The 25,405-nt window shown below is 41.6% G+C and carries 20 protein-coding genes and 1 pseudogene; 8 read left to right on the top strand and 13 right to left on the bottom strand.

Annotation, left to right across the window (positions count from 1 at the left end; translation table 11 throughout):
- Positions 1 to 103: 103 nt before the first annotated feature.
- From V2H77_RS14840 to V2H77_RS14805, 8 genes are all read right to left on the bottom strand, one after another.
- Positions 104 to 334, bottom strand: a complete 231-nt coding sequence (locus V2H77_RS14840) for a phosphopantetheine-binding protein (RefSeq protein ID WP_341499412.1) — start codon at positions 332 to 334, stop codon at positions 104 to 106.
- Positions 335 to 368: 34 nt separating this feature from the next.
- Positions 369 to 1,592, bottom strand: coding sequence for an ABC transporter permease (locus tag V2H77_RS14835; protein ID WP_341499411.1), 1,224 nt, complete (start codon positions 1,590 to 1,592; stop codon positions 369 to 371).
- A 2-nt stretch (positions 1,593 to 1,594) separates the two neighbouring features.
- Entirely contained in the window at positions 1,595 to 2,260 is a 666-nt protein-coding gene (locus V2H77_RS14830) for an ABC transporter ATP-binding protein (RefSeq protein WP_341499410.1), read from the bottom strand.
- Entirely contained in the window at positions 2,244 to 3,410 is a 1,167-nt protein-coding gene (locus V2H77_RS14825) for an efflux RND transporter periplasmic adaptor subunit (protein WP_341499409.1), read from the bottom strand. The genes V2H77_RS14830 and V2H77_RS14825 overlap by 17 nt, the downstream gene beginning before the upstream one ends.
- 15 nt (positions 3,411 to 3,425) lie before the next feature.
- Positions 3,426 to 7,868 (bottom strand): condensation domain-containing protein, encoded by a 4,443-nt coding sequence (locus V2H77_RS14820; protein WP_341499408.1) that lies wholly within the window; start codon positions 7,866 to 7,868, stop codon positions 3,426 to 3,428.
- Positions 7,869 to 7,978: 110 nt separating this feature from the next.
- Positions 7,979 to 8,473 (bottom strand): hypothetical protein, encoded by a 495-nt coding sequence (locus V2H77_RS14815; RefSeq protein WP_049581221.1) that lies wholly within the window; start codon positions 8,471 to 8,473, stop codon positions 7,979 to 7,981.
- Entirely contained in the window at positions 8,470 to 9,480 is a 1,011-nt protein-coding gene (locus tag V2H77_RS14810) for a hypothetical protein (RefSeq protein ID WP_341499407.1), read from the bottom strand. The genes V2H77_RS14815 and V2H77_RS14810 overlap by 4 nt, the downstream gene beginning before the upstream one ends.
- A gap of 523 nt (positions 9,481 to 10,003) precedes the next feature.
- Positions 10,004 to 11,068, bottom strand: coding sequence for a radical SAM protein (locus tag V2H77_RS14805; RefSeq protein WP_341499406.1), 1,065 nt, complete (start codon positions 11,066 to 11,068; stop codon positions 10,004 to 10,006).
- 253 nt (positions 11,069 to 11,321) lie between these two features.
- Here V2H77_RS14805 and V2H77_RS14800 point away from each other — a divergent pair, with 253 nt between their 5' ends.
- From V2H77_RS14800 to V2H77_RS14780, 5 genes and pseudogenes are all read left to right on the top strand, one after another.
- The gene (locus tag V2H77_RS14800) at positions 11,322 to 12,941 is read left to right on the top strand and encodes a (2,3-dihydroxybenzoyl)adenylate synthase (protein WP_341499405.1); all 1,620 of its coding nucleotides are present in this window, start codon (positions 11,322 to 11,324) and stop codon (positions 12,939 to 12,941) included.
- Positions 12,942 to 12,963: 22 nt separating this feature from the next.
- Positions 12,964 to 13,584, top strand: a pseudogene (locus V2H77_RS14795) (isochorismatase family protein); the annotation flags it as partial.
- A 76-nt stretch (positions 13,585 to 13,660) separates the two neighbouring features.
- Positions 13,661 to 14,431: a 2,3-dihydro-2,3-dihydroxybenzoate dehydrogenase gene (gene dhbA, locus V2H77_RS14790; RefSeq protein ID WP_341499404.1), complete on the top strand. Its 771-nt coding sequence runs from the start codon at positions 13,661 to 13,663 to the stop codon at positions 14,429 to 14,431.
- Positions 14,432 to 14,654: 223 nt separating this feature from the next.
- Positions 14,655 to 15,107 (top strand): DUF441 domain-containing protein, encoded by a 453-nt coding sequence (locus V2H77_RS14785; RefSeq protein ID WP_049581226.1) that lies wholly within the window; start codon positions 14,655 to 14,657, stop codon positions 15,105 to 15,107.
- 5 nt (positions 15,108 to 15,112) lie between these two features.
- The gene (locus V2H77_RS14780; protein ID WP_341499403.1) at positions 15,113 to 17,194 is read left to right on the top strand and encodes a tRNA(Met) cytidine acetyltransferase TmcA; all 2,082 of its coding nucleotides are present in this window, start codon (positions 15,113 to 15,115) and stop codon (positions 17,192 to 17,194) included.
- Here V2H77_RS14780 and V2H77_RS14775 read toward each other — a convergent pair.
- The 5 genes from V2H77_RS14775 to V2H77_RS14755 form a co-directional block, all read right to left on the bottom strand.
- Positions 17,145 to 17,333, bottom strand: coding sequence for a YpfN family protein (locus tag V2H77_RS14775; protein ID WP_341499402.1), 189 nt, complete (start codon positions 17,331 to 17,333; stop codon positions 17,145 to 17,147). The genes V2H77_RS14780 and V2H77_RS14775 overlap by 50 nt on opposite strands.
- The gene (locus V2H77_RS14770; protein ID WP_341499439.1) at positions 17,333 to 17,995 is read right to left on the bottom strand and encodes a M15 family metallopeptidase; all 663 of its coding nucleotides are present in this window, start codon (positions 17,993 to 17,995) and stop codon (positions 17,333 to 17,335) included. Before V2H77_RS14770 ends, V2H77_RS14775 begins: the two co-directional genes overlap by 1 nt.
- An 11-nt stretch (positions 17,996 to 18,006) precedes the next feature.
- Positions 18,007 to 19,134, bottom strand: a complete 1,128-nt coding sequence (dapE, locus tag V2H77_RS14765) for a succinyl-diaminopimelate desuccinylase (RefSeq protein WP_341499401.1) — start codon at positions 19,132 to 19,134, stop codon at positions 18,007 to 18,009.
- Position 19,135: 1 nt separating this feature from the next.
- Positions 19,136 to 19,519, bottom strand: coding sequence for an ArsC family reductase (locus tag V2H77_RS14760; protein WP_265379351.1), 384 nt, complete (start codon positions 19,517 to 19,519; stop codon positions 19,136 to 19,138).
- A 229-nt stretch (positions 19,520 to 19,748) separates the two neighbouring features.
- Entirely contained in the window at positions 19,749 to 20,384 is a 636-nt protein-coding gene (locus V2H77_RS14755) for a response regulator (protein WP_011146941.1), read from the bottom strand.
- 589 nt (positions 20,385 to 20,973) lie between these two features.
- Between V2H77_RS14755 and maeB the strand changes: the two genes are divergently transcribed.
- The 3 genes from maeB (at position 20,974) to V2H77_RS14740 (ending at position 25,307) form a co-directional block, all read left to right on the top strand.
- Positions 20,974 to 23,253: an NADP-dependent oxaloacetate-decarboxylating malate dehydrogenase gene (gene maeB, locus V2H77_RS14750; protein WP_265379336.1), complete on the top strand. Its 2,280-nt coding sequence runs from the start codon at positions 20,974 to 20,976 to the stop codon at positions 23,251 to 23,253.
- A gap of 224 nt (positions 23,254 to 23,477) precedes the next feature.
- Positions 23,478 to 24,356, top strand: coding sequence for a ChaN family lipoprotein (locus tag V2H77_RS14745; RefSeq protein WP_341499400.1), 879 nt, complete (start codon positions 23,478 to 23,480; stop codon positions 24,354 to 24,356).
- A gap of 153 nt (positions 24,357 to 24,509) precedes the next feature.
- Positions 24,510 to 25,307, top strand: coding sequence for an energy transducer TonB (locus V2H77_RS14740; protein WP_341499399.1), 798 nt, complete (start codon positions 24,510 to 24,512; stop codon positions 25,305 to 25,307).
- The last annotated feature ends 98 nt before the right edge of the window (positions 25,308 to 25,405 follow it).

Here is a 25,405-nt window from a genome sequence, read left to right as displayed (position 1 = left end):
TTGGCTGCACTCGCTCACCCCAGTTACATAGTTTGCTATGCTCCCGGGGATTCGCTCCCTTGCCGTCGCGATGCATCTTGAAATCCATAGGGTATAGGCAGCGCTATTCATTTTTTGCGAGCAGCTTGACCCAATCGTTGATTGTCGGCCAGCGGGCTAAATCCGCAAAGTTGATTGGATAACCTGCATAATTTAGCCGATCAACTAGCATCAGCATTTTTACCGAATCGAAACCGATATCAAAAAGATTTTCATCCTCCGGTATTTCCTCTGCTTCTGGGTGAAGCGCTCTGATTTCTCGATGTAAAATTTCATAGATAAGCTGATTTTTCATTGTGTCTCCAAAAAGTGTTATGAAACAAAACAAGCTACAATTCTCTGATACCTTCGATTGGCGCTGATGCGGCTGCGCGATGTGATGGATATACACCAAACACAACGGTAATAAAGCAGGCTGCGAGGGAAGCGAGTAAAAAGGAATAGAAAGAGAAACCAACCGCAATATCAAATAGTAATAAAATTCTGAAACCAATAAATGAGAATAACAATCCTAATAGTGTTCCCAAGAATGAAATCAAAAATGCTTCGGTAAGAAACTGATAAAAAATATCGGAATAACTTGCTCCTACGGCAAGTCGTATACCAATTTCTCTTCTACGTTCTCTGACGCTGATGAGAATGGTATTCATGACACTGACGCCCGCAACAAAGAGGGTCACTGATGATATTGACAATAGGAAAAGGTTAATTTTTGATTGGGTTTCATGCAACGTTTTCAATAATTCCGTGGTATTACGTATCTCGTAGCTTTGTTGATGTTTAAACCGTGACAACCGTTGTTCAACAGCGTATTTAACCGGCTCAATATGAGAGGCGTCTTTGGCTTTCAACACCATGCCGCTAGGAGGCGTATGACCGAACAGCCGTACCAGATAGCTATTGCTTGGCAAAAATGCGGCATCATCGACACCGGCATCCATGCCTTCGCCTTTCTGTGTCAAGATACCAATAACTTGCATCGAGATATCATTGATCTTGATGTTCTGCTCAAATGCGGTTTCTTTTTGTGGAAAAAGTCGTTCGGCCAGAGAGGCTCCCAAAACAACGACATTTGCCAAAGCTGCATCTTCTTGTGGCGTGTAAAAACGTCCACGATCAATCACTAGATTACGGATAATCGCGATATCTGCATTGGCGCCAATCAATTGACCATCAGCAGAGCTTTGTGGGGAAACTATTGTTCCTGACGCAGTATAAAACAGGGTGCTGTGGCTGATATAGGGATGACTTGAAAGTGACGTTATATCCTCTGGTGTTAGATAATCATGATGGGAATCGAAAGCGCCGTTTTCCTGTCTCTTATATTTTACTGAAATGATATTACTTCCCATTGAAGAGACCATCTTGACAATATGATGCTTGGTTTCTGTACCAATTGCTTGCATGATCACAATCGAAGCTACCCCGATGGCAATGCATAATAGCGTCAAGAAGACGCGTGTTTTATGAGCGGCAAGAGAGCGTACCGCCATCTTGAGGTTAAACAGGATAACCGTCGAATAAACATTGAATTTTAAGGTTATTTTACTCATGCTCATTGAGTCACCAGACAACCATTATCCAGGTATAGTTTGCGTTTGGCATATTTGGCGACAGCTTGGTCATGTGTTACCAGGATAATACCGCATCCATTATGATGTAATTCAGTAAAAAGTTGCATGAGATTGGTCGCATTAGTGGTATCTAATGCGCCGGTAGGTTCATCGGCAATAATAAATTTGGGGTTGTTGATCAAGGCGCGAGCGACAGCAACCCGTTGCTGTTCTCCTCCTGACAGATGGCGCGGGTATTTATCTAATAAATTGTTAAGCTGGAGGCGATCGATTAAGTAGTGGAAATGCTCTCTGTCATAATCAAAGTTTCTTTTTAAGTAATACATGGGCATTGAGATATTTTCATCAATGCGGTAGTTTTCAAGCAGATTATAATTCTGAAAAACAAAGCCAAAATATTTTCGCCGTAAAAGTGCCAATGAGTGAATCTTTTGCTGAGTCACCGTGAGATCGTTAATAAGATATTCTCCCGCACTGGCGATATCCAAAAGCCCGATTATATTCAGTAAGGTACTTTTCCCTGAGCCAGAGCGACCAAGAATAGCAATGTAATCATTCTGGTCTATGGTTAAGCAAATATCTTTCAGGACCAGATGCTGTTTACCTTCATTGCCGTAGGTTTTGCAGATATTATTTAGCGTTATCATTGTGACTACCCCCAAGATTATCTTGTTTGGAAAGTACAACGATCTGCTCATTATTCTGCAATCCATTGACAACGACTGAACGTCTTCCGTCATTATGGCCGATCAGCAATTTTCTTACTACGACGTTTCCCTCTTTCATCTCACGTAAAAAATAGGTGGTTAGATCATCATTCAAAGGTTGATGCCGTTTATTATTCAGTATGTCATTGGGTATGGTTACTACTCCGATGCTTTCGTGGGTCACAATAGTGACATCCGCACTCATACTGGGTTTGAGCAGGAAATTATTATTAGGGACATCAAATAGCACCGTATAATAAACGGCATTATTAATGAGATCGGGCTTATACATAATCTTCTTAACATTGCCGTGCCATATATGCTGATTTGCGCTATAGATCTTGAAGGAGGCTTTTTGCCCCGTCACGATTTGGTTAATATCTGCTTCGGAAACTTTTGCGTAAACCGTCATATTGTTGAGGTCGGCAATTTGCATGAGAACCGGTGTCTGTTGATTGACATTCAGCGTTTGCCCTGGGTCAACATGGATTGCAGTTACTACGCCGGCAATCGGTGAATAGATTTGGGTATAACTGAGGCTGACTTCTTCACTATGCAAAATATGTTCATTCTGCCTGATGTCTGCCTTAAGGCTTTCAATTCTTGCCTGACTTTTCTTAACGCCGAAAGCGGCTTCATCCAGCAGTTGCTGACTGGTTGCGGAGCGCAGGTTAAGCTCTCTTTGGCGTTTTTCCGTGATGACCAGAAGTTGATAGGCGTATTGTTCTTCCTGCAACATGGCTCGCAATTTTTCTAACCGTGCGCGGCTGGCCTCAACTTTAGTACGATAAAAAGTATCATCAATGCTGGCGACCAGTTTACCTGCTTCAACGATATCCCCGACCTCAACATATAACTTAGTTAACTGGCCTGAAATTTGGCTACCAACATTGACCTGTCTGGTCGGTTGTATAACACCGGCAGCACTTACCGTAGTAATGACGTCACCTAACGTTCCAGTGACAATTTGTTCCGTCATAACCGTAGATGTTTTTTTGGGGCTAAAGTTGTTATAAAGCACGGCAAGAAAAATGCTCATGACGATGGTGATAACAACCCATTTCTTTTTTTTAACCAGCACAATCAGCATCCATTTTACTATTTGTTATCGTTCCGTATCGCCAGACATCAGGTCATGCTGAGTGCTTAGGCAATCCAATAAATCAATCAAAAACAGCCCCATGTCGCTGATAATATCTTCAGAGAAAATATCATCATCGTAGAGCCATTCCAGCCCTATTCCGGTTGGCAAATTGATCAGCTCGAGCGCAATATCTCCTTTAGGTTTGAGCCCCTTGATTTTTTCCTTGATGCAACGGGTTTCACCAAGATATAAATCAGTTTCAAACCCTATTTGAGAAGAAAAATAATAAGTGACTTCCGGCAATTGCATACCGTGGTGGTGGTGAAGATGTTGTTTTAAATAGGCCAGTGAGATATTGGAATGCTTATTCGTGTTTGCCAGAAAATCGCGGACATATCTGGATACGTTAATTAGCGAAGTTTCCGCCGTAACGTAGGGCAGCAGTAGTGTTGTTGCGAAGCTACCAACGCTGTCAAACGATATGGGAGGAATGCGGTTGGCACAAGGAATACCTACAATAATCTCATTTTTATTGAGTAATGAATTAATGGTCATCAGAAATGCGCCAATCACGATATGTTCCAGAGTCACCGCATGTTTTTTCTGCGTGTTGGATAGCGCGGCAATTAATTGAGGAGACAACGGCATTGAATAACGTCGGCCCCGGATTCTCTGATGAGCTTCTGATGTATCATTACGTTGTCCGGCAATCGAAAGTACATTGAACAATTTTTCTGTCCAAAAATTTAATGTTTCGTCTGACATGCGCTGATTGATGACATTAATGCCTGTTTCCGTAGCGGTTTCAATCTTTGGTACATTATCTGCGTAAGCGGAAGATAATTTTTGCAGCACATGAGCAATCGACATCCCGTCACAAAATGCATGATGGAAATTTAATAAAAGGTAGTGCTCATGCTCTGCTATTTTTAATAACTTAAAATATACCGGTGGATTATCTTGTAATGCCATCGGCTTAAATGCCATATCATTTAAGATTCTGCGTAATGAAATCTCAATATTGATGCCGGTAGCATGAGTTAAATCGATATATTCGAAAGGCAGATTCTCTTCGCTAGCCGGTGAGAAAGTTAAAGAGAGTTGCCCATCTATTATGGTAACTCTTTGGCAGAGGGTAGGGAAATATTGCATGGTATACAGCAAAGCGTAATGTAATTTATTTAAATCAATCTCGCCGGACAGATGATAATATAGTGGGATATTATGAGCGCCTGATCGATTAGAGATAGTATCGATAATCCAATAATATTGGTCGTGTTGCTCTGTCAGGCAAGTGCTATTTTTATCGGTTAAAATCGGTATTTGCCCTTGTTGAATGATAGATTGTAATAAATAACCTAATCTAGGGGCATGATAAAAATCTTCCAGATGCAGAGAACAATTAAAGCGTTGCTGGATCTTATTAATTAACAATAACGCTTTCAGCGAAGTACCGCCTGCGTCAAAGAAATTAGTCTCTTCATCAATAACGTTATCGCTATCACCAAAAACTTCCCGCCATAGAGTAAAAAATATTTCTCGTTTTTCCCCGTTAATCTGCGAAATATTATCATCTTTATTCAATTCTGACACTGGAACAGAATTATTGGATGATGCTAATTCAACAATAAAAGGCACCTGCAATTTTGGATAACATCCACGTAAGAATGAGACGATTTCGTGACGTGTGATTGAGTAGGAACCATCAGGTATAAATATATTAATATATTGGTACCCAGTTTCATTTTCTTTTATCGTTAAATGAATGTCATCAATATTGATCGCCGTTGTCAGTAATTTTTGCATTTCATCCAGATCGACACGTTTCCCATCAATTTTACGCTCTTTATCCAGGCGACCAATGAAATTTAAATTCCCTTGGTCATCGTAAAATCCACGGTCTCCGGTTAAATAATAGATTTCTCCATCGTTCAATTGTAAGAATTTACGTGAAGTTGACTGATTGTCGTTAATATATCCGGCACAGATAGAATCACCACGGATGCATATTTCTCCACTACTGTCATTAATGATCTTGTCAGTTCCATATTCCCGAATAACGATAGTGGTATTTGCTAGCGCTTTGCCAATGATATTACCGGGTTGAAATTTATCATCTATTTTGTGACTGCTAGCCACAACGCAACATTCTGTTGGGCCGTAAGAGTTAATCAAAGAAATGCCACATCCTACTTTTTCCAACCAATGATGAATAGCTTTATCCATTGCCAGATCGCCACCGATAATTGTCATTCTAATCGAAGGGGCGAGTTCTTTAATAGCTGTATGTAGGAAAAAGACAATTTGATGCCAATAATTGGTAGGAAAATTAACTATAGTGACTGATTGTGCATGGCAAAATGAAAACAGTGTATTAAGTTCAACGATCATATGATCGTTGGCAATCGCCAATGTAGCTCCTTGATAAAAACAGCCAAACACCTCTTCAATATAAGCATCGAAAACCGGTGTGCTGAAATTGAGAATAACGTCATCTTGTTTAATACCATACTGCTCTGTCATCGCAGACAAATAGGCATAAAGCCCCTTAAACGTTATCGGTACTGCTTTTGGTACACCAGTGGTGCCTGAGGTAAAAAAGATATAGGCTTCGTCCTCTTGAGTCGCGGGGCGTTTTATATCATTTCCCAAGAATATCTCAGAAGGACGAGTTTCTATATCTTCAATAAAGAGAAAATGCGTATTATTAATACCGTTTATTTTTTCATGATAGCGACGGGCAGTAATTAATAAAGAAATATTCAGGCTATTTAATATGTTATTAATTTCTTCTTGCCCAAATGTCATATTGATTGGGACAAAACATAATCCCGCAGTATGGATTGATAATATAGATAATAATGAATCTACCCCTCTGGGTAATAATACAGCGACTCTTCGGTTTTGTAGCGGGCAGGATAGTAGCAGTTGACTGAAAGTTAATAATTTGTGGTAAAGTTCACGGTAATTAAGGCAATGTACACTGCTTATTTCTGCTTGATTCCCATAAATAACTGATTTTTTATCCGGCGATATTTCGACGATCTTTGCTATTCGGAAAATAATATTATCTTTGATCGGGTGATGAGCGATAATATTTTCTGGCCGCCATAGGATAGAAAGAATATTATCCATTGGTTCAATTGCTTTATATTTTTCCCAATAAATCTCGATCGTTTCATTAATATTTTCTGCAATAATACTATAAATACGTAAGTAATCTTCGAGCAGAGCATGAGCGGCAAAATGACTATACAGGCGGCTCCCTACATCCAATTCAACTAATGCTGATTTCTCATCAGGAAAGAATCGGATGTTAATACCATAATTATTGACCGCGCCGGAAGTCATACAACCGCGAATAGCGCGATTATCTTTCATAAGATCATGTTCAAGCTCGTGCAGCAAATTGACATACGGGGCGGCAGTGAATTGATCTGCTCGACTAATTGCTTCATCGTTTAAATCATTGATATCAATACGGCTATGCTTGCTGTGTAAACTAATTTGCGACTGCATTGCTACGAGGATCTGTTTTATTGTTGCCTGCGGAGTCAAAGAAACCATAAGAGGTAAGGTGTTCATTGCCGGGCGATAATAGCGATATTCTCCTTTATCACGTCGGTTAGAGAAAGGTAAATTGATAATACTTGTTGATAAACGACCTCGTTTGGTCATTTGCAGACATAAAGCCAGTATCATCATTAACTTATCATTAAAGGTAAAACTACCGTTGTTTGCGGTGAGCGGCCGGCTTACTTTCATTGCTTTTGAGGGAAATAGGCGTTTACGGGCATAATCCTCTAATTTGGGCAGTTGGTTGAGGTAATTATTCCAATACTCTTTGTTGTTGGCATAATGCACGTTTGTTTTATATTTAACATCGTTAAGGTAAGCCTGATAGGTAAAAACAGGCGCTGCTGTTGGGTGTGTTTGTCGTTCATAGCAAGACAAAACATCGTGAATTAACTGACCTATGCCCCAATAATCTGTGGCGATATGGTGCGCGATGATTCCCCAAAAACAGCACCCAACATCATTAAAGTAAAGATAATGCCTTATCGTCACCCCTTTTTCAGGCGCTAGCGGTTGAGTTGTTCGCTTGGCAAAATCAGCTTTTGCCGCAGGTTCTACTGCTGGATCTGACAGTTTTATTTGTATAACTTCGACCGGCGTAGAGTCCTTTTCCTGAAAAATATTGTGTTCGGTAATACGGTAACGTAAGGAAAACCCATCATTAAATTGATGAATGGTGATAATGGCCTGCTTCAATCTTGCCAGGCTAATATTATCACTGAAGCTGACGAATTCACCGACATTAAAGACAGATTTATCGTCAGCAACAGTATTAGCAATAGCTAAGCGGAGCTGTGTATAATTCAACGGCCAATAATTGTCACTATATTCCATTATTTTGCGGCTCCACGCTGTCTGCCTATCCAAATAGGCTATTTTATTTGCCATTTTGAACCTAGGCAGTGCTCAAAATCCTCACGTACTACGTGTACGCTCCGGTTTTTCCGCGCTGTCCGTGTTCAAACTGTCTGCAACAATTACGCCTATTGGGATAGGCGCTATATTTTACCTTGCAACTCGCCCTTTATTTTTTCAAAAATAGATTCATCTATGCATAATCCAATATTACCTTCTGAGTTAAAGCAAATCAGAGGGCGCTTGCTTACACGTAGAATGAAATATTTATTTTTTCCCTTGTGATAGTATCCAGACGAATAATGGATAATATGTATACCATTACTGCGGCTAAAATCTTCCAGGGAAACGCCTTCTTCCCGGCGTAATGAGGAAATAACCCATTCGTGTGAATATACCCCGGACTTCATCAATAATTTTTCTTCCTTGATCACGGCTTTATTTGATAACAGTTGATAGCCTACAAATAAGGCAATGATGACAAAGAGAGTCGTTGCGATACTTGCTGCCAGCTTATTGGGATTGCTGTTACTGAGCCAGTAGGGTACAGGCAGAAAAACTAAAGCGATCAGGACGAGCATAGCGACATTCATTAATATGACTTTGAAGTCTGGATTTAATCCCACGATATTATTCATGCTGCTGCCATTCCTAAAGATAATTCGGTAAAGAGATGAATCACTTCTTTGCGTTCTTCACGTGTTGCGGGCAGATTGATATAACCACACTTTTGCGCCGCAAACAGGCAAGCGGTGATTTCCCTTCTGACAGCTTCTTTAACCAGTGAATCGACCATTTCTTGGTTGTTATAGAGCCTGGCAAGGTGAAGAGAAGCCGTGCCGGTTGAAAGGTCGCTATGATCAAGTTTGGGTAAATAATTCGCCATACATACCGTAACCGCTGTTTGTACCGCCAGGCTTAAGTAGGCGACTACGTTAACTGCCGCTGCCGCATTCACTGCTGCGACAACTCGGGTGCCGACGGCCACGTTGACCGCAGCGACTACATTGGCCCCTACCGCAAGGCGAGCAATCTCAATACTGGTGTCATCTTCATGGTTTAAGGGTTCCAGAATTTCTTTCAGCCGGATAAGAGGAGGACTGTTTGTATCTTGGAGCTGATAGGCGTCGATGTTCTCTTTAAAATGTGCGAACAGGCTGGCATCTTGATTGAGATGGTGATTGATTCGGCTTCTCAGACTTGAGCCTCTTTCGTTTAGGCCATAAGTTTTTAGATGGGAAAAGAGCGCTTCATAGTCATTAGTTTTTACCGCATTCATTAAGTCTTTATCATAAGTGATGAATAGCAGTAATTCCTCTGCGGAGCCGGGGCTAACGATATCTTTGTCTATGCCAAATTCAGCTAGCACTTTTTCCGGTGATTCCCGGTATTCTAATGCTAGATTAGGCTGCTGTTGTAGGGTTTCCCAGAATCGGTTATAGGTGATGATCTCTTCCCAAACTTCAACCGGAAGTTTGGCGTTTGACATTGACAACCTGAGCTTATTTTCTTCAACCTCTCCGGGAGAGAGTAATGAACGTGGCACGCCAAAGAGGCGGTTGCTATCAGTGCGAGCATTAACGGTGGGTATAACACTGCCAATAGCTGCGCCGGCAGCCACGCCAATAAATGTACGTCTTTTCATAATTCGTTCCTTTATAAGTTAACGGAATTCTTTTTTTATTGAGCGTTATATAAGATAAGATGTAACCTTTCCTTATTAAGTTTCTTCATTACTGAGATAATTTCGTGAATTAATTATCTAACTGATATTTCTTACCTGCGATATTCATTGTGAGTATATATTATGATTATCATAACAGGATTTGGCTATCATTCTTGATACTCAATGGAAAAACATAGAATAATTTATCCTCTATTAAATTAAAGGTTAGACGATACTAACTATTAGCTGGATAGTGACATTTTGCAATAGCTTAGTTGATTAAATTTATATTCTGAGCGTTTAGACTAAATATGTTTTGCGACAAAAGGCTATTATTTAGAGTCCGATCACAAAATAGTAAGTAAAAATATTCCTAAAGAAGAATAAAGCCTTTCCTTGATTACCACCTCATTCAATAAAAATTTTCTAGTCGAAAAAGAGTTATTTTAGCGATATTCGTTAGTAATAACGTTAAAATATGGATTTGATCCTGTCGTATTTTTCATTCCTCAGTTAAGTTAACGGCATTTTTTTCTGCTGAGTAGTAGATGAGATCCAGTCTTTCTTTAGCATTAAATTTCTTCATCACGGGAATGATTTCTTTGTGATAATTATCTAACAGATTGCGGCGTGTTCCTTCGTCTTTATGCAAATGAGCACAGGCTTGGCAGGGATGAACGATTTTTTCCAGATTAATGTTGCTATCCAACGGGCGATATTTTTTTAGGATCTTATACGGCCCTTCTGTTCTTAACCATACTTTCATAAAGTCTTCTTCCTGACCTTTAAAAAGTTGAGATACATCGCCTCCTTGCAAACGGCCAAGTTTCATTTCAGGGATATGCTCTAACGTCAGCCCACAGCAAGCGGAAATTTCACCATGTGGTGTCAATACAATATTTTCGAAGACCTGATCGCACCCTTTTGCCAGTTGCTGATCCCGGTTTGGAACATCTTTCCGTTCTTCGCTGGTGTCATAAAACGGCATCCAGGTATTTCGTTGTAAATTAATCTTGTTTTGTTCTTTCAGGCGTTTAATGACCGGGTTCTGGGTGATTTGCGTTGCAATGGCGGAATCAGCGGTATCCTGCTCTACGGTAATCAGGGTTGTAATGTTTTGTTCGGCCAATGCTTCCGCCGCGGTAACTACACTATCAAGGGGAATCCATTCACTGTGATCTTTCCCTGTGCTGATGTTCATTTCTGTGATGCCGGCATTTATTAAATCTTGGGCTATTTTTTGCGCCTTTTCTCTATTTTTTCCCCAATAACCGTTAGTCACGCAACGAGTTAATAAGCCGTGATCTGAGGCAAAGCGAATGGCTTCAATCAGATCTTTACCTAGCAGGAAACATTCACCGCCACTGAAAACCACGAGCTTTAAACCGGGAAAATTAGCTTTTGAGTGTGCAATAAATTGTTTAATTTCATCCAGGCTTAAACGCGCTTTTACCGAGGGGTTGCATTCAAAACAACACTCTTTGCAAGCTGCATTGCAAGTATATGTTGTGATCACGGTGGCAGTATTCGGATATTGTTCCCAATACCCAGGAGGAAAGCATGACATAATTTACCCCTGTTGGATTAAAGGTTATACGTTACTAACTATTAGCAGTATGATTTTATTTTGCAATATATTTAGATAATTAAATTTGTATTTTGAGCGCTTGCGCTAAGTATGGTTTGTTACGAGATGCATTTATTTAGAAGCGGCTCACAAAATAAAGTTCGAAATATTTCTGGTTGAGGATAAAGTAAATATGCATAAACAGTAATCGACTATTGTTAACACATTGAATATTATTGTGAGGAATAAAATCATGTCTATTGAATTTACACCCTGGCCGGCTGAGTTAGCAGAACGTTATCGTGAAAAGGGTTATTGGCTTGGTAAGCCCTTAACTGACATACTTTATAAACAATGTCAGATACAACCTGAAGCAATTGCGATTATTTGCGGTGATCGTAAATTTAGTTATCATCAACTTGATCAACAATCTTCTGCGTTAGCGACAAATTTAACGTTAGCGGGAATAAAAAGAGGTGATACTGCCATTGTACAATTGCCAAATATAGCTGAATTTTATATTACATTTTTTGCGTTGCTGAAAATAGGTGTAGTACCTATTAATGCATTATTTAGCCATAATAAATTAGAGTTATTTGCTTATGCACAGCAAATTGATCCAAGTCTGGTTGTACTTTCGTCAGAGCATCCACTTTTGCAGAATGATGATTTCCTGGAACAATTAAAAATAGATTGTCCACAGCTGAGAAATATCGTCGTTGATGGTCGCAAAATACAATATACCAATGAATTAAAACCGTGGTTAGAGTCAACAAATTTACCTTTGAATTTTGAGGTGACACGTTCAGATGAGGTCGCTTTTTTTCAACTTTCAGGTGGGAGTACAGGAACGCCTAAATTAATTCCAAGGACGCATGACGATTACTATTATAGCGTAAGACGCAGTGTTGAAATTTGTGAGCTGACACCACAAACCCGTTATCTTTGTGCTTTACCTGCGCCACATAATTATCCGTTGAGTTCTCCGGGGGCGCTTGGCGTATTTTATGCTGGCGGTTGTCTCATATTAGCAACAGATCCTGGGCCTACGACTTGCTTTCCACTCATACGTGAACATCAAGTCACAATGACTGCACTGGTGCCATCGGCTGTTGCGTTATGGATTCAAGGGATTCGGAAATACGAATATTCACTGGAAAGCCTTCGGTTATTACAAGTCGGTGGAGCAAAGTTAAGTGAAAGTGTGGCGCGAGTGATACCGAAACTTTTTTCGTGTAAGTTGCAACAAATTTTTGGTATGGCTGAAGGGTTGGTATGTTATACCCGGCTTAATGACGATGATGAACGTATATTTACCACTCAGGGGCGTCCAATGAGTGAAGATGATGAGGTGCGTATCGTTGATGATAACGGCAATATACAAGCGCCAGGTTCGGCGGGTATGTTAATCGTTCGTGGGCCATATACATTCCGGGGATATTATAAAAGTCCAGAGCACAATTCGAAGGTATTCGACAAAGAAGGTTTTTATTATTCCGGTGATGTGGCCTATATGACTAAAGAGGGTGATATATGTATAGTCGGACGTGAGAAAGATCAAATTAATCGCGGTGGTGAAAAAATTGCTCCGGAAGAAATTGAATCTTTGTTGCTCAAACATGAAAGTGTTATCCATAGCGCTTTAGTTTCGATGCCTGATCCTTTAATGGGAGAAAAAAGCTGTGCTTTTGTTGTGCTGGCTGATCCGAGTATAAACGCATTGCAATTGCGGAAATATTTAAGAGGGCTAGGAATCGCGGAATATAAATTACCTGATCGTTTCGAATTTATTGATGTTATGCCTGTTACACCGGTTGGAAAGATTAATAAACGATTATTAAGACAAATCATTCGAGATAAATTGGAAAATTAATTAATCACATGAAGGTGTTGAAATGACCATTCCATCATTGAAAAATTATAGGTTACCTCAGCCGAAAGATTTTCCAGGCAATAAAGCATCCTGGTTATTCGAACCTCATAAGGCAATTTTACTTATTCATGACATGCAGGACTATTTCTTGCAGTTTTTCGGTAATAATAGCCCTTTAGTTAATAGATTAATTGAAAATATTCATTTGTTGAAAGTATTTTGTAAAGAAAAAGAGATTCCCATTATATATACAGCACAACCTAAAGTACAAAGTGGTGAAGAGCGAGCATTACTTAATGATATATGGGGAGAAGGCTTGAATAGATCACCTCATTTACAGAATATCAGCCATGCTTTGGCCCCTGCCAACGATGATATTGTGATAGTTAAGTGGCGTTATAGTGCGTTTCAACGTTCTTCGTTAGAAGAAATTATAAAAGAATTAGGGCGGGATCAATTAATTATTTGCGGGGTGTATGGACATATTGGTTGCATGATTACTGCGGTTGACGCATTCATGAGAGATATAAAGCCTTTTTTAGTCGGTGATGCGATAGCGGATTTTACGCTTGAAGATCACCTCATGGCTTTAAGATATGTTGCTGAAAGATCAGGAATGGTTGTGAGTACTAAAGAAATAATTTCATCAGTAAATTTCGATAAATCGGATTTATAAAAAGTGCATAATAAATCGCTATTAAAATTAAAGAAGAAATAAAATGAAAAATAAACAAAATTTACAAATGGATTTTAGCCATAAAACCGTCTGGGTAACTGGAGCGGCACGCGGTATTGGTGAACAAATTGCCCGTGATTTTACTGCGCTTGGCGCTAATGTCATAGGTTTCGATCGCGTATTTGAGCACGATAATTTGCCGTATAAATGTATACAACTCGATATCAGCGATCCAGAAAAGGTCGACATGATTTGTTCCCAACAACTGGCTATCTCAGCCAAATTAGATATTCTGGTTAATGCTGCCGGTATATTGCAATTGGGCAATGTTGATGAGTTAAATATTAGTGACTGGCATCGTTGTATTAATGTTAATACTTCTGGGGCTTTTTATCTATTTCGTGCAGTGATTCCCCATTTTAAACGTCAACGCAGTGGCGCGATTATCAGCATCAGCTCTAATGCGGCACATGTTCCACGTATGCGAATGGCGGCTTATTGTGCATCAAAATCAGCGCTGACAAGTTTAACCCATTGTGTTGGGTTAGAACTCGCGCCATTTGGTGTACGTTGTAATGTTGTATCGCCTGGTTCGACGGATACGCTTATGCAGCGTTCTATGTGGAAAACCGATGATGATGAAAAAAATACGATTAACGGGTATCCTGAGCAATATAAATTGGGTATTCCCCTTGGTAAGATTGCAAACGTTAATGAAATTTCACATACCGTACTCTTCTTGTCTTCTGATTTGGCAAGCCATATAACGCTACAAGATATTGTGGTTGATGGTGGTGCGACATTAGCTTGTTAATAGTTTGAATTAATACGAGAATACCGGTCATTTCTGTAACGTAAGGAAAAATTACCCTAGCCTAAATAGGATTATACCCTATGGATTTCAAGATGCGTCGCGACGGCAAGGGAGTGAATCCCCGGGAGCATAGATAACTATGTGACCGGGGTGAGCGAGTGCAGCCAACAAAGAGGCAACTTGAAAGATAACGGGTATAGGCTGTTGTAGGGTATTGAAATCTATGAGCCATCTCGATCCGACTTTACTGGTGCTGCTAGTGTTGGCAGCACTGGGTATTATCAGCCACAACATGACTGTCACGCTTGCAATGCTGCTCTTGCTGGTTATCCGCATAACGCCACTGAATCATTTTTTCCCGTGGGTGGAAAAATATGGTCTGACTATCGGTGTACTTATTTTGACCGTGGGCGTTATGGCGCCTATCGCCAGTGGAAAAATTACCGTACAAGCTGTCCTCAATTCGTTTATGAATTGGAAATCGTTACTTGCGATAGTGATAGGGGTATTAGTGTCATGGTTGGGTAGCCGGGGTGTTTCACTCATGTCTCATCAGCCATCAACCGTTGCTGGTTTGCTGGTGGGGACGGTATTGGGTGTAGCCTTGTTTAAAGGTGTTCCTGTGGGGCCGCTGATTGCTGCGGGGATTTTGTCATTGTTGATTGGTAAATCATAGCCGTTATGTTGCCAGAACAACTGAGTGTGATACAGACGGAAATGCAGCAGCAAGGGCTACGTCGTTTGCTGGTGTTGAGTGGAGATTATCATTGGTGCTATTTACAGGCTAATGAATTACAACAGAAATTTACCGGTGATTGGTTATGGATCTCTTATCGTAAACAGAACGCTGTGTTGCCGGAAAAGACAGCCAGTTTATTAGGTCAGGAATATCTGCACGGCATATTTGACGCTACCGAAGGTTTTAATGCGGAAGCACTGGCGATATTGGCAGGCGCATTGAAAGCCGGAAGCTGGTTGGTGATGATGGTTCCATCTTGGAACCAATGGCGTTATCAACCCGATAAGGATAGCGCCCGTTGGAACGAACAGTTAGATGCTATTCCAACGCCGCATTTTGTTCAGCATATTCAGCAGCAAATTGTTAGCGATCCCCAAGTTTTACTATGGCGGCAAAATGATCCCTTATGTATCCCTGAATTTCCACAGTATAGTTTGTGGCAATATGGTTCGTGGAAACATAGCGCGTGGCAACTGCCTGATGGCAATCCAACCGCCAGCCAGCAGGCCATTTTGGCGCGACTTTTACGGGCAAATCAGGGGGTATGGGTCATTACTGCGCCAAGAGGGCGAGGTAAATCGACCCTTGCAGGTATGTTAATGCAGCAATGGCAAGGAAATTGCTGGTTAACTGCACAGGCAAAGGCGACAACTGAAGTTATCAGGCGCTATGCGGGGGAAAAGGGAAAATTCTGGGCCGTAGATAATTTGCTGAAATATTGTAGGCAAAATAGCGTGTCAGATATTGATTGGCTGCTTATCGATGAAGCCGCTGCTATTCCAATGCCTCAATTATCTGAATTGATCAGCTATTTTCCTCGGATATTGCTGACCACAACTGTGCAGGGATATGAAGGTACGGGGCGGGGATTTTTACTTAAATTTTGCGTAGGAATTCCTGATAGCCATATCCTGAACCTGACGGCTCCTGTGCGTTGGGCTGAAAATGATCCGCTGGAGAACTGGTTAGAAAGCGCTTTACTGTTTGAGGATGCAATTCCGGTCAATGATGCCGATCAGGCGATCAGTTATCACGTCTATCATCAGCAACAATGGATTAAACAGCCTGAATTGCTGAGGCAGTTTTACGGCATATTAACCAGTGCTCACTACAAAACTTCACCTTTAGATTTACGGCGTTTACTTGATGCTAAAGGTATGCAATTTGTTGCCGCTGTTGGAAATAATGCCTTAATGGGGGCTTTATGGATGGTTGAAGAAGGCGGGTTGTCGCTTGAGTTAGCCCATGAAATATGGGCAGGCAGGCGTCGTCCAAGAGGAAATTTGGTTGCTCAATCGTTAGCTGCCCATAGCGGTTTACCACAGGCGGCGGTTTTGAAATCTCAACGGATCAGCCGGGTTGCTGTACAGGCCAGTCATCGCCGACAGGGTATTGCTCAGGGAATGATCGCGTATCAACGGGAAAGGGCAGAAAAACAAGGCGTGGATTTTATTTCTGTTAGTTTTGGTTATACTGCGGAGCTCTGGGCGTTATGGCGGAAATGCGGCTTCCAATTAGTGCGAATGGGAACTCATCTGGAAGCCAGCAGTGGTTGTTATACAGCAATGGCGATTCTACCATTGAGTGAACAGGGGATTGTTTTGGCGATTCAAGCTCAACAACAGCTTGCTCGTGATGCACATTGGCTAGAATCCCAGCTTGGGTTTAACTTGCCTGTCGGTTATCAAATTGATCGCCATCTCAATCAGCATGATTGGCAGGAATTATCAGGTTTTGCATTCGCTTACCGACCATTTTCCGCTTCATTGCCGGCCTTGCAACGATTGTTGCTGAACAGTGATTTGCCGTTGATTGCGCTGAGAAATCATCTCCAGCAACAAATGAGTGTTGAGCAATGTATCACCGTATTGAAGTTAAGTGGCTATAAAGCATTAATGCAACTCTGGCGGCAAGAAACCGCACAGGCGTTGTCAAGTCTCGATCAGAAACTTGCCAGAGACTGGCAACAGTGGACTACGGCTTTTTCTGCGGCCAATCATCCTCATCATCCCACTTGCTATTAAGATCTCGATGAGGAGGTAATTCCGGTTTATTGTCCAGAAACTTTTTCACATCCAGGCGGCGTAACTCTTTAATGGCATTGAGAAGAATGCCAACTAATAAAACTAAAATAATCCACCAATAGTCAGCTAACCATTGCATTAGGTTGTCTCCTGCTCAACGTGGAGGTAATTTTCAAATATATAAGGTAAGTTAGCCGATAACCAGTCAATACCTGCGATATCATGCTGTTGCCATACATCCAGTAATATCTGTTGAGTCAGCAATTTTTCTAATTGTTTGGCTAATGGTTGGTAGCTGATATGCCACGGTTCATAAGCGACGCCGCTATTATGGCCGATAAAAGGACGGTAAAAACCGAAATGGGCCATATTCTCGGTTAACCAGCGAGTTAATGGCTCAAAATAACCGCCATTTTCATATTCCCAAGGTTCGAGTAATAACTTCTGGTTATCCGGTAGCATCGTTGGATCATAGATATCCAGATCTGTTCCCCAATGATGGCGGCTACCACCGGGTAGGGCAGACCAACGAAGAATTGCCTTACAGCGTTCTCCTTCTGATAACTGGGTGATATCTATTGGCTGGCTGTTTTCATCCAATACAGGGCGTTCACCACGGAATTTTCCATTCCAGATAGCTTGCTGACGCTGAAAATCACGGAATGTACTGGCAGGTTGCAGATTAATTCCGGCTTTTTCAGCGGCTTGTTGCATGGTAAGAAAAGCATTGGCGGCTTCTGGTTGTAATCGGTGATTGCCAGAGAGAGAAATCAAGTGACCAGTAGCCAGGCCGGTTAACATATTTGCTGTGATCACTGGATTAGCTGCTCCATAACGCGTTGATAAATCCGGCTGAGTTGTTGCAGATCGGCGGCACTGACGGATTCGTTGACTTTATGGATTGTTGAGTTTAGTGGCCCAAGTTCGATAACTTGAGCGCCCATCTGAGCAATAAATCGTCCATCGGATGTCCCGCCACTGGTAGATAATTCAGGTTGATAGCCACAATATTGGTCTATTGCCTGTATGACAGCATTGACTAACTCGCCTTTGGCTGTCAGGAAAGGTTGGCCTGGTAGTATCCACTCAATCGTGTAATTCAGGTGGTGATTTTTTAGGATAGTTTCAACTTGTTCACGGATTTGGCTATCAGTCAGTTCTGTACTGAAACGGAAATTGAATTGAACTTGCATCTTCCCAGGGATCACATTATGGCTGCCTGTTCCGGCATGAATATTGGCAATTTGCATGCTGGTTGCCGGGAAAAATTCATTTCCTTCGTCCCAATGTGTATTGACCAGCGTTTGTAACGCGGGAAGAGCACGGTGGATTGGGTTATCAGCTAAATGCGGATAGGCAACGTGGCCTTGAATACCGTGGACAGTGAGGTTAGCAGTAAGAGAACCTCGACGACCATTTTTCACCATATCGCCAAGGCGATGCTGGCTAGAAGGTTCACCGATCAGGCAATAATCCAAGCGTTCATTGCGGGACATGAGTGTTTCAACCACTTTAACGGTGCCGTGGGTGGCTTTCGCTTCCTCATCTGACGTAATAAGGAAAGCCAGCCGACCGCGGTGGTTGGGATGAGCGGCAACAAAACGTTCAGCAGCGATAACCATAGCAGCCAGTGAGCCTTTCATATCTGCCGCTCCCCGGCCATATAACATGCCATTACGGATCGTCGGCTCAAATGGGGGATGGTCCCACTGAGAGTCGTCGCCCGCCGGGACAACATCAGTGTGTCCGGCAAAGGCTAACGTCGGGCCTGTGCCGCGATAGGCCCAAAAATTGTTTGTATCGCCAAAGGGCATCCGCTCAATGGTAAAACCAATCGCTTGCAAGTGGGCGATCATAATATCTTGACAACCTTTATCGTCCGGGCTGACAGAGGGTTGCTTGATGAGTTGTTGTGCAAGTTCAATTACAGGACAAGTCATTTTAAAGTGCCTCAGCAAAAAATTGCTGATATTCATCCACTTTATAACCTAATAGGCAATCACCTTTTGCAGAAACTAATAGTGGACGTTTGATAATAGCGGGTTGTTCCAACATCAACGCTTTTGCCGCGTCGGCATTATTAATTGTCGCTCGTTGCTGATCGGTTAGTTTACGCCAAGTTGTACCGCGGGTGTTAATCAATGATTCCCAACCAAGTTTGTCAATAAATGACTGCAAAAGCGCAGCATTTAGTCCATCAACACGATAATCATGAAACAGGTAAGTAATTTCCTGCTCTTCCAGCCAACGACGGGCTTTTTTTATCGTGTCACAATTCTTAATCCCATAGAGAGTAAAAGCGGGTTGAGAAGATTTATCCAACATCATTTAACAGATCCTTAAAGAAAATTTAAATACCTAAACATAATGCTGGAAAATGCTAGTTTTATCCAGATGATATCCTGATTTTTATTACCAGAGAGGAGGCTCAATTTTGTTGGCTTGTTTCATCGGGGATATTTGCTACATAACATTTGCTACATAGCATTTTCTACATAACAACGAGAAGAGCCGATCCTCGGTAATAAGCTCAAGGAGCGGCTCGGTAGAAGTATTAGGCTACTCCATTTTTCCTATGTTGCAAATACATGATTGTTGCAGCCAGGCGGGAACGTACATTCAGTTTTTTTAATAAGTTTCTGATGTGTACCTTCACTGTCTCTTCAGAAATAAATAAGACATCAGCAACTTCCTTATTAGTCATGCCGCTGGAAACTTCTTTTAATACATCTAACTCACGTTTGGTCAATTCAGATAAAGGATCAACATGTTTATGACGGTTAGCCAGATGTTGGTATATTTTTTCGCTAAATACCGTTTGTCCACGAGCAGCGTGGCGAATACTGCTTAATAACGAATCTAAGTCGCTGTCTTTAAGTAAGTAGCCATTGGCTCCAGCATCAATAGCTGCGTAAACATCATTTCGATCATCTGAGACGGATAATACCAGTACATAGGAATTGATCCCTTTTCTACGGATAGATTTAATTGTATCTACGCCTGAAAGACCATTCATATTGAGATCTATCATAATGACATCAGGTTTCAGCTTGCATGCAATATTTATTGCTTCTTCACCATTGTCAGCTTCTGCTGTCACGGTAAGCGCTCGATCGAGCTCTACAATCTGTTTCAAGCCATGGCGAATGAGAGGGTGGTCATCAACTATCATCACTGAATGGTTATACATTTTCCTTCTCCCTTAATAAGTAAAGCCACGAAACGCAGACTTTGAATTTGATTAAAAGGCAGTAATGAATGGGTCTGCCATAAATTAAATTACTATGAAAAAATTTTACCAAAACCGATTGATTTACAGAATTGATAGCTCTGTAAGTCCAGAAAGCACATCCTGATATAAAAATATAAATAGCGCAAATTAGTTTGATAAGTAAAAAAAGAAGATGAGTAATTTTCACAAAAAACACATAACTTTATATCTTAAAATAATGTTAAAAATCAATATATTAAATTTGTGATTATTAGATTTGTTTTCTTTTATAAAATTTATTTTAATTGAATTTATATTGAGAGTTTTTATATGTAATAATTATTACGGTTATTATAACTTAAATGATATTGTACAAATGGTAATGTTTCTTTCTTTATTTTCCTATATGAAGTAGGGGTATGGATGTAAATTGGGTAGTGTTTTTTATGAGCAAAAAAGTGCTACTTTATTGATAAGGTGCTGTCAATGTTATGATTTGACACACAGTACCTATTATACTGCTCCTGCTCTTACTCCAGATTGTAGATTGTATATAAAGGATCCGACGATGGATGAAAAATTAAAACAGAGTGCATTGGATTTTCACCAGTTTCCACAACCAGGGAAAATCACGGTTACTCCAACTAAACCGCTGACAACTCAGCGAGATTTGGCCTTAGCTTATTCACCGGGTGTTGCTGCGCCTTGCCTGGAAATTGCAGAAGATCCATTAGCGGCTTACAAATATACTGCGCGTGGCAATCTTGTGGCAGTGATATCTAATGGTAGTGCGGTCTTAGGATTGGGGAATATTGGCGCATTGGCAGGTAAGCCAGTGATGGAAGGAAAAGGTGTACTGTTTAAAAAATTCTCAGGTATTGATGTATTTGATATTGAAGTCGATGAGTCTGATCCTGACAAATTGGTTGATATCATTGCGGCACTGGAGCCGACGTTTGGGGGAATTAATCTCGAAGATATTAAAGCACCGGAATGTTTCTATATTGAGAAAAAACTTCGGGAAAAAATGAACATTCCGGTATTCCATGATGACCAGCATGGCACAGCGATAATTTGTACTGCTGCTGTTTTGAATGGTTTGCGGATTATGAAAAAAGAGATTTCAGCCGTTCGCTTAGTGGTTTCTGGTGCCGGTGCTGCCTCAATTGCCTGTATGAACTTGCTGGTTGCGCTTGGGTTGCAACGCCGGAATATTGTGGTATGCGACTCTAAAGGGGTGATTTATCGTGGTCGCGATAAAAATATGGAAGAGACTAAAGCTGCCTATGCGATTGAAGACAATGGCAGCCGCACATTAGGCGATGTTATCCCGGGTGCGGATATTTTCCTCGGATGTTCCGGTCCTGGCGTGTTGACTCAGGACATGGTGAAAACGATGGCCAAAGATCCACTCATCATGGCATTAGCAAACCCTGAGCCGGAAATTTTACCGCCATTGGCAAAACAAGTTCGCCCTGATGCCATCATTTGTACTGGTCGTTCTGATTATCCGAATCAGGTTAATAATGTGCTCTGTTTCCCGTTTATTTTCCGTGGTGCGTTGGATGTCGGCGCAACAACCATTAACGAAGAGATGAAGCTTGCCTGTGTTCATGCGATTGCTGATTTGGCGCTGGCGGAACAGAGTGAAGAAGTGGCTTCCGCTTATGATGATCAGGATCTGTTTTTTGGTCCAGAATATATTATTCCTAAACCGTTTGATCCACGCCTGATTGTGAAAATTGCCCCGGCGGTTGCCAAAGCAGCAATGGATTCCGGCGTGGCAACCCGTCCGATCAAAGACTTTGGGGCGTATATCGAGAAGCTAAATGAATTTGTCTATAAAACAAACTTGTTTATGAAACCTATTTTTTCTCAGGCTAAAAAAGCGAAAAAGCGCATCGTTTTGGCCGAAGGGGAAGAAGTACGTGTATTGCATGCGACTCAGGAGCTGATTTCTCTTGGGCTGGCTTACCCAATTCTCATTGGTCGCCCCGGTGTTATCGAAATGCGTATCCAGAAACTGGGATTGCATATTGAAGCAGGTAAAGATTTTGAAGTAGTTAACAATGAGAATGATCCGCGCTTCAAAAAATACTGGCAGGAATATCATCACATTATGAAACGTCGAGGTGTTTCTGCTGAACAAGCTCGCCGGGCAGTTATCGGTAATCCAACCCTGATTGGGGCGATCATGGTACTGCGTGGTGAAGCTGATGGCCTGATTTGTGGTACCGTCGGCAGTTACAGTGAACATTACGATGTCGTGAAAAATGTATTTGGTTTCCGTGATGGGGTGCATACTGCTGGTGCAATGAATGCACTGATGTTGCCAAGTGGCAATACTTTTATTGCGGATACTTATGTCAATAATGATCCAACCCCTGAACAATTAGCCGAGATCACCCTTATGGCGGCAGAAACTATCCGCCGTTTCGGTATTGAACCTAAAGTTGCTCTGCTCTCTCATTCAAGTTTTGGTTCCACAGATTGCCTCTCAGCACGGAAAATGCGCCAGACGCTGGAGTTGGTGAATAAGATGTCACCTTCACTTGAAATTGATGGTGAAATGCATGGCGATGCTGCATTGGTTGAAAGTATTCGCCGTGACATCATGCCAGATAGCCCATTGAAAGGGGCTGCCAATCTGTTAATTATGCCAAATATGGAATCTGCCCGTATCAGTTATAACTTGCTACGTGTCACCAGTTCTGAAGGCGTTACCGTTGGTCCAGTTCTGATGGGAGTTTCCAAACCGGTACATATTTTGACGCCAATTTCTTCTGTACGCCGTATCGTTAATATGGTCGCTCTGGCGGCAGTTGAAGCGCAAACTCATCCATTGTAATACTGATTGCCCCTGTTCCTAGTATGGACAGGGGCTGTTTGTTGTAAACGATTCTTATCATCTATACCTAATAGATTTCGAGTTGCAGCGCGGCGGGCAAGTGAACGAATCCCCAGCAGCATAGATAACGATGTGACTGGGGTGAGTGAAAGCAGCCAACAAAGCAGCAGCTTGAAAGATGAAGGGTATATATGATGCGAAAAACATTAATATGGATAATGGACATGACGAAATTTCTCACGGTTGTAAAATCTTCTCTGATTATCTGTGGTTTACTCATCTTATCTGGCTGTGTCTCTGTACAACAAAAACCCACTCTCCAAGCGCTTTCACCGGAATTAACTCAACAAGGAGTTATTATCGATCTTAAAACAGGTCACGCCCTGACGCCTGATGAATTGATCAATCGATTGGCATCACATCAGCGGATCGTTGTGGGTGAGAAACATGATAATCCATATCATCATCAAGTAGAGCTTTGGCTGGTTCAGCAACTTCCGCTCAAAAGAGAGCAGGGATCGGTCCTGTTAGAGATGATTACCCCTGATCAGCAGCAAAAAGTGAATAAAGTTAAGAGTTGGTTGCAAACTAAGCCTATCGTGCGTGAAAGCCGTATAAAAGAGCTTCTTGCATGGCAAAATGGGTGGCCGTGGGAGTTGTATGGCGGATTGGTCATGGAGCTTATATCTCAGCCTTATCCGTTGTTGTCTGCAAACTTGGATCGCAGTGAAATTAAAGCAGCTTACAGTAATCCTCCGGTCCTCCAGGGGAATATTTCTGTTGCTGAAAATGTCAAAGCGCAGATTAAAGCGGTGATTGAAGATGTTCACGGTGGTGAAATAACGGAACAACAGTTATCTGCCATGACAGCTATTCAGCAAATGCGGGATCGTAGAATGGCGGAGCAGTTACTTAAAGCGCCGGTTCCTGCCACACTGATTGCGGGTGGATATCATGCAACGAAAGTGATGGGTGTTCCTCTGCATGTTAAAGACTTATCGCCTCAAGAGGACCTTGTTGTTGTGATTCTGGCTGAGAAAAGCAATGAATTGGATAGCCAACATGCTGATTATGTCTGGTATACACCAGTAAAAAAACCATAGATATTTTAAACCAATGGCGGTCTTTTCCCTGTGTATAAGCGGTCTTGGCACAGGGATGTGCTCAAGTTAACGATACAGGTAAAAATAATTTTCATTAGCATATGAAATTAATTATCATTACTAAATGATAATTAAAATTATGCGCTATTATTCATGTTGACGCTGACACACCCGGCCTTTCAAACGGGTCATTTTAAAAAAGGGCTCGTTTCTGCTATTGCTGCTCACTTCATTTTGATTGGCTGGATTATCTACCAGCCGGAAGAAATTGCTGTTGATGACCTGATGCCGCTGCCATCGGTAATGATGGAGCTTTCATTGTTGACAGAAGCGACACATCAGGTACAAAAACAGCCTATTGGTATTGAACAGCAACTTTCTGTTGCCAGCCGGCAGCAGGAAAGTGAGGTTAATGAGATTAAGATGCCTGAGCTGATTAAAGATGAACAGGCGCAGATTTTGGTGCATAAACCTAAAAAGCAGAAAAAGCACTATGAAGAGCTTAAAAAAACATTGCCAGTGAAGCGGCAGGCAGAAGAACAAGAGAGTGAAAAATCTCAAAGTAGTGCTGCTATGGTAAGCAATACGGCCGCCTCCACTAATCTGACTTCGCGGGTTGCCGCTGCTTATGACAGTGATTCAAAGGCGGTTGCTGATGCGGGTGCGCAATGGCAAGCGGAAGTTGCCGGGCATTTAAATCGGTATAAACGTTACCCAGAGGATGCACAGAGAAGAAACCGCACTGGTCGTCCAACAGTCAGATTCACTGTTGATAGACAGGGCTATGTTACTAACAGTGACGTAGTTCGTCGTTCCGGAACCCATTCTTTAGACCGGGAAGCGAAGCGAATTCTGGCAAGGGCGCAGCCGTTGCCAGCTCCCCCCGATACCGTTTTAAACGGTAATGAAATTACGATAGAACTTCCTATTGATTTTAGTTTAACTAATTAATATTTTGAACGACTTAAGGACAGCAAATATGTTAAGGCAGCAAGCGCGGTTTGCCCTGAAAACTAAAGGGCTGTTATTGATGTTTTTATTGAGCGGCT

It is taken from the genome of Photorhabdus sp. P32, from assembly GCF_038085095.1.
In the GTDB taxonomy this organism is placed as follows: Bacteria; Pseudomonadota; Gammaproteobacteria; order Enterobacterales; family Enterobacteriaceae; genus Photorhabdus; species Photorhabdus luminescens.
Note: the sequence above shows the minus strand (reverse complement) of the source record. Positions and strands in the feature narration are given on the sequence as shown.

What these genes read in the sequence shown, in the direction of transcription:
- V2H77_RS14840 (WP_341499412.1), bottom strand. Translation starts at nt 334, where the DNA reads ATGAAAAATCAGCTTATCTATGAAATTTTACATCGAGAAATCAGAGCG.
- V2H77_RS14835 (WP_341499411.1), bottom strand. Translation starts at nt 1,592, where the DNA reads ATGAGTAAAATAACCTTAAAATTCAATGTTTATTCGACGGTTATCCTG.
- V2H77_RS14830 (WP_341499410.1), bottom strand. Translation starts at nt 2,260, where the DNA reads ATGATAACGCTAAATAATATCTGCAAAACCTACGGCAATGAAGGTAAA.
- V2H77_RS14825 (WP_341499409.1), bottom strand. Translation starts at nt 3,410, where the DNA reads ATGCTGATTGTGCTGGTTAAAAAAAAGAAATGGGTTGTTATCACCATC.
- V2H77_RS14820 (WP_341499408.1), bottom strand. Translation starts at nt 7,868, where the DNA reads ATGGCAAATAAAATAGCCTATTTGGATAGGCAGACAGCGTGGAGCCGC.
- V2H77_RS14815 (WP_049581221.1), bottom strand. Translation starts at nt 8,473, where the DNA reads ATGAATAATATCGTGGGATTAAATCCAGACTTCAAAGTCATATTAATG.
- V2H77_RS14810 (WP_341499407.1), bottom strand. Translation starts at nt 9,480, where the DNA reads ATGAAAAGACGTACATTTATTGGCGTGGCTGCCGGCGCAGCTATTGGC.
- V2H77_RS14805 (WP_341499406.1), bottom strand. Translation starts at nt 11,068, where the DNA reads ATGTCATGCTTTCCTCCTGGGTATTGGGAACAATATCCGAATACTGCC.
- V2H77_RS14800 (WP_341499405.1), top strand. Translation starts at nt 11,322, where the DNA reads ATGTCTATTGAATTTACACCCTGGCCGGCTGAGTTAGCAGAACGTTAT.
- dhbA (WP_341499404.1), top strand. Translation starts at nt 13,661, where the DNA reads ATGAAAAATAAACAAAATTTACAAATGGATTTTAGCCATAAAACCGTC.
- V2H77_RS14785 (WP_049581226.1), top strand. Translation starts at nt 14,655, where the DNA reads ATGAGCCATCTCGATCCGACTTTACTGGTGCTGCTAGTGTTGGCAGCA.
- V2H77_RS14780 (WP_341499403.1), top strand. Translation starts at nt 15,113, where the DNA reads ATGTTGCCAGAACAACTGAGTGTGATACAGACGGAAATGCAGCAGCAA.
- V2H77_RS14775 (WP_341499402.1), bottom strand. Translation starts at nt 17,333, where the DNA reads ATGCAATGGTTAGCTGACTATTGGTGGATTATTTTAGTTTTATTAGTT.
- V2H77_RS14770 (WP_341499439.1), bottom strand. Translation starts at nt 17,995, where the DNA reads ATGTTAACCGGCCTGGCTACTGGTCACTTGATTTCTCTCTCTGGCAAT.
- dapE (WP_341499401.1), bottom strand. Translation starts at nt 19,134, where the DNA reads ATGACTTGTCCTGTAATTGAACTTGCACAACAACTCATCAAGCAACCC.
- V2H77_RS14760 (WP_265379351.1), bottom strand. Translation starts at nt 19,519, where the DNA reads ATGTTGGATAAATCTTCTCAACCCGCTTTTACTCTCTATGGGATTAAG.
- V2H77_RS14755 (WP_011146941.1), bottom strand. Translation starts at nt 20,384, where the DNA reads ATGTATAACCATTCAGTGATGATAGTTGATGACCACCCTCTCATTCGC.
- maeB (WP_265379336.1), top strand. Translation starts at nt 20,974, where the DNA reads ATGGATGAAAAATTAAAACAGAGTGCATTGGATTTTCACCAGTTTCCA.
- V2H77_RS14745 (WP_341499400.1), top strand. Translation starts at nt 23,478, where the DNA reads ATGACGAAATTTCTCACGGTTGTAAAATCTTCTCTGATTATCTGTGGT.
- V2H77_RS14740 (WP_341499399.1), top strand. Translation starts at nt 24,510, where the DNA reads ATGTTGACGCTGACACACCCGGCCTTTCAAACGGGTCATTTTAAAAAA.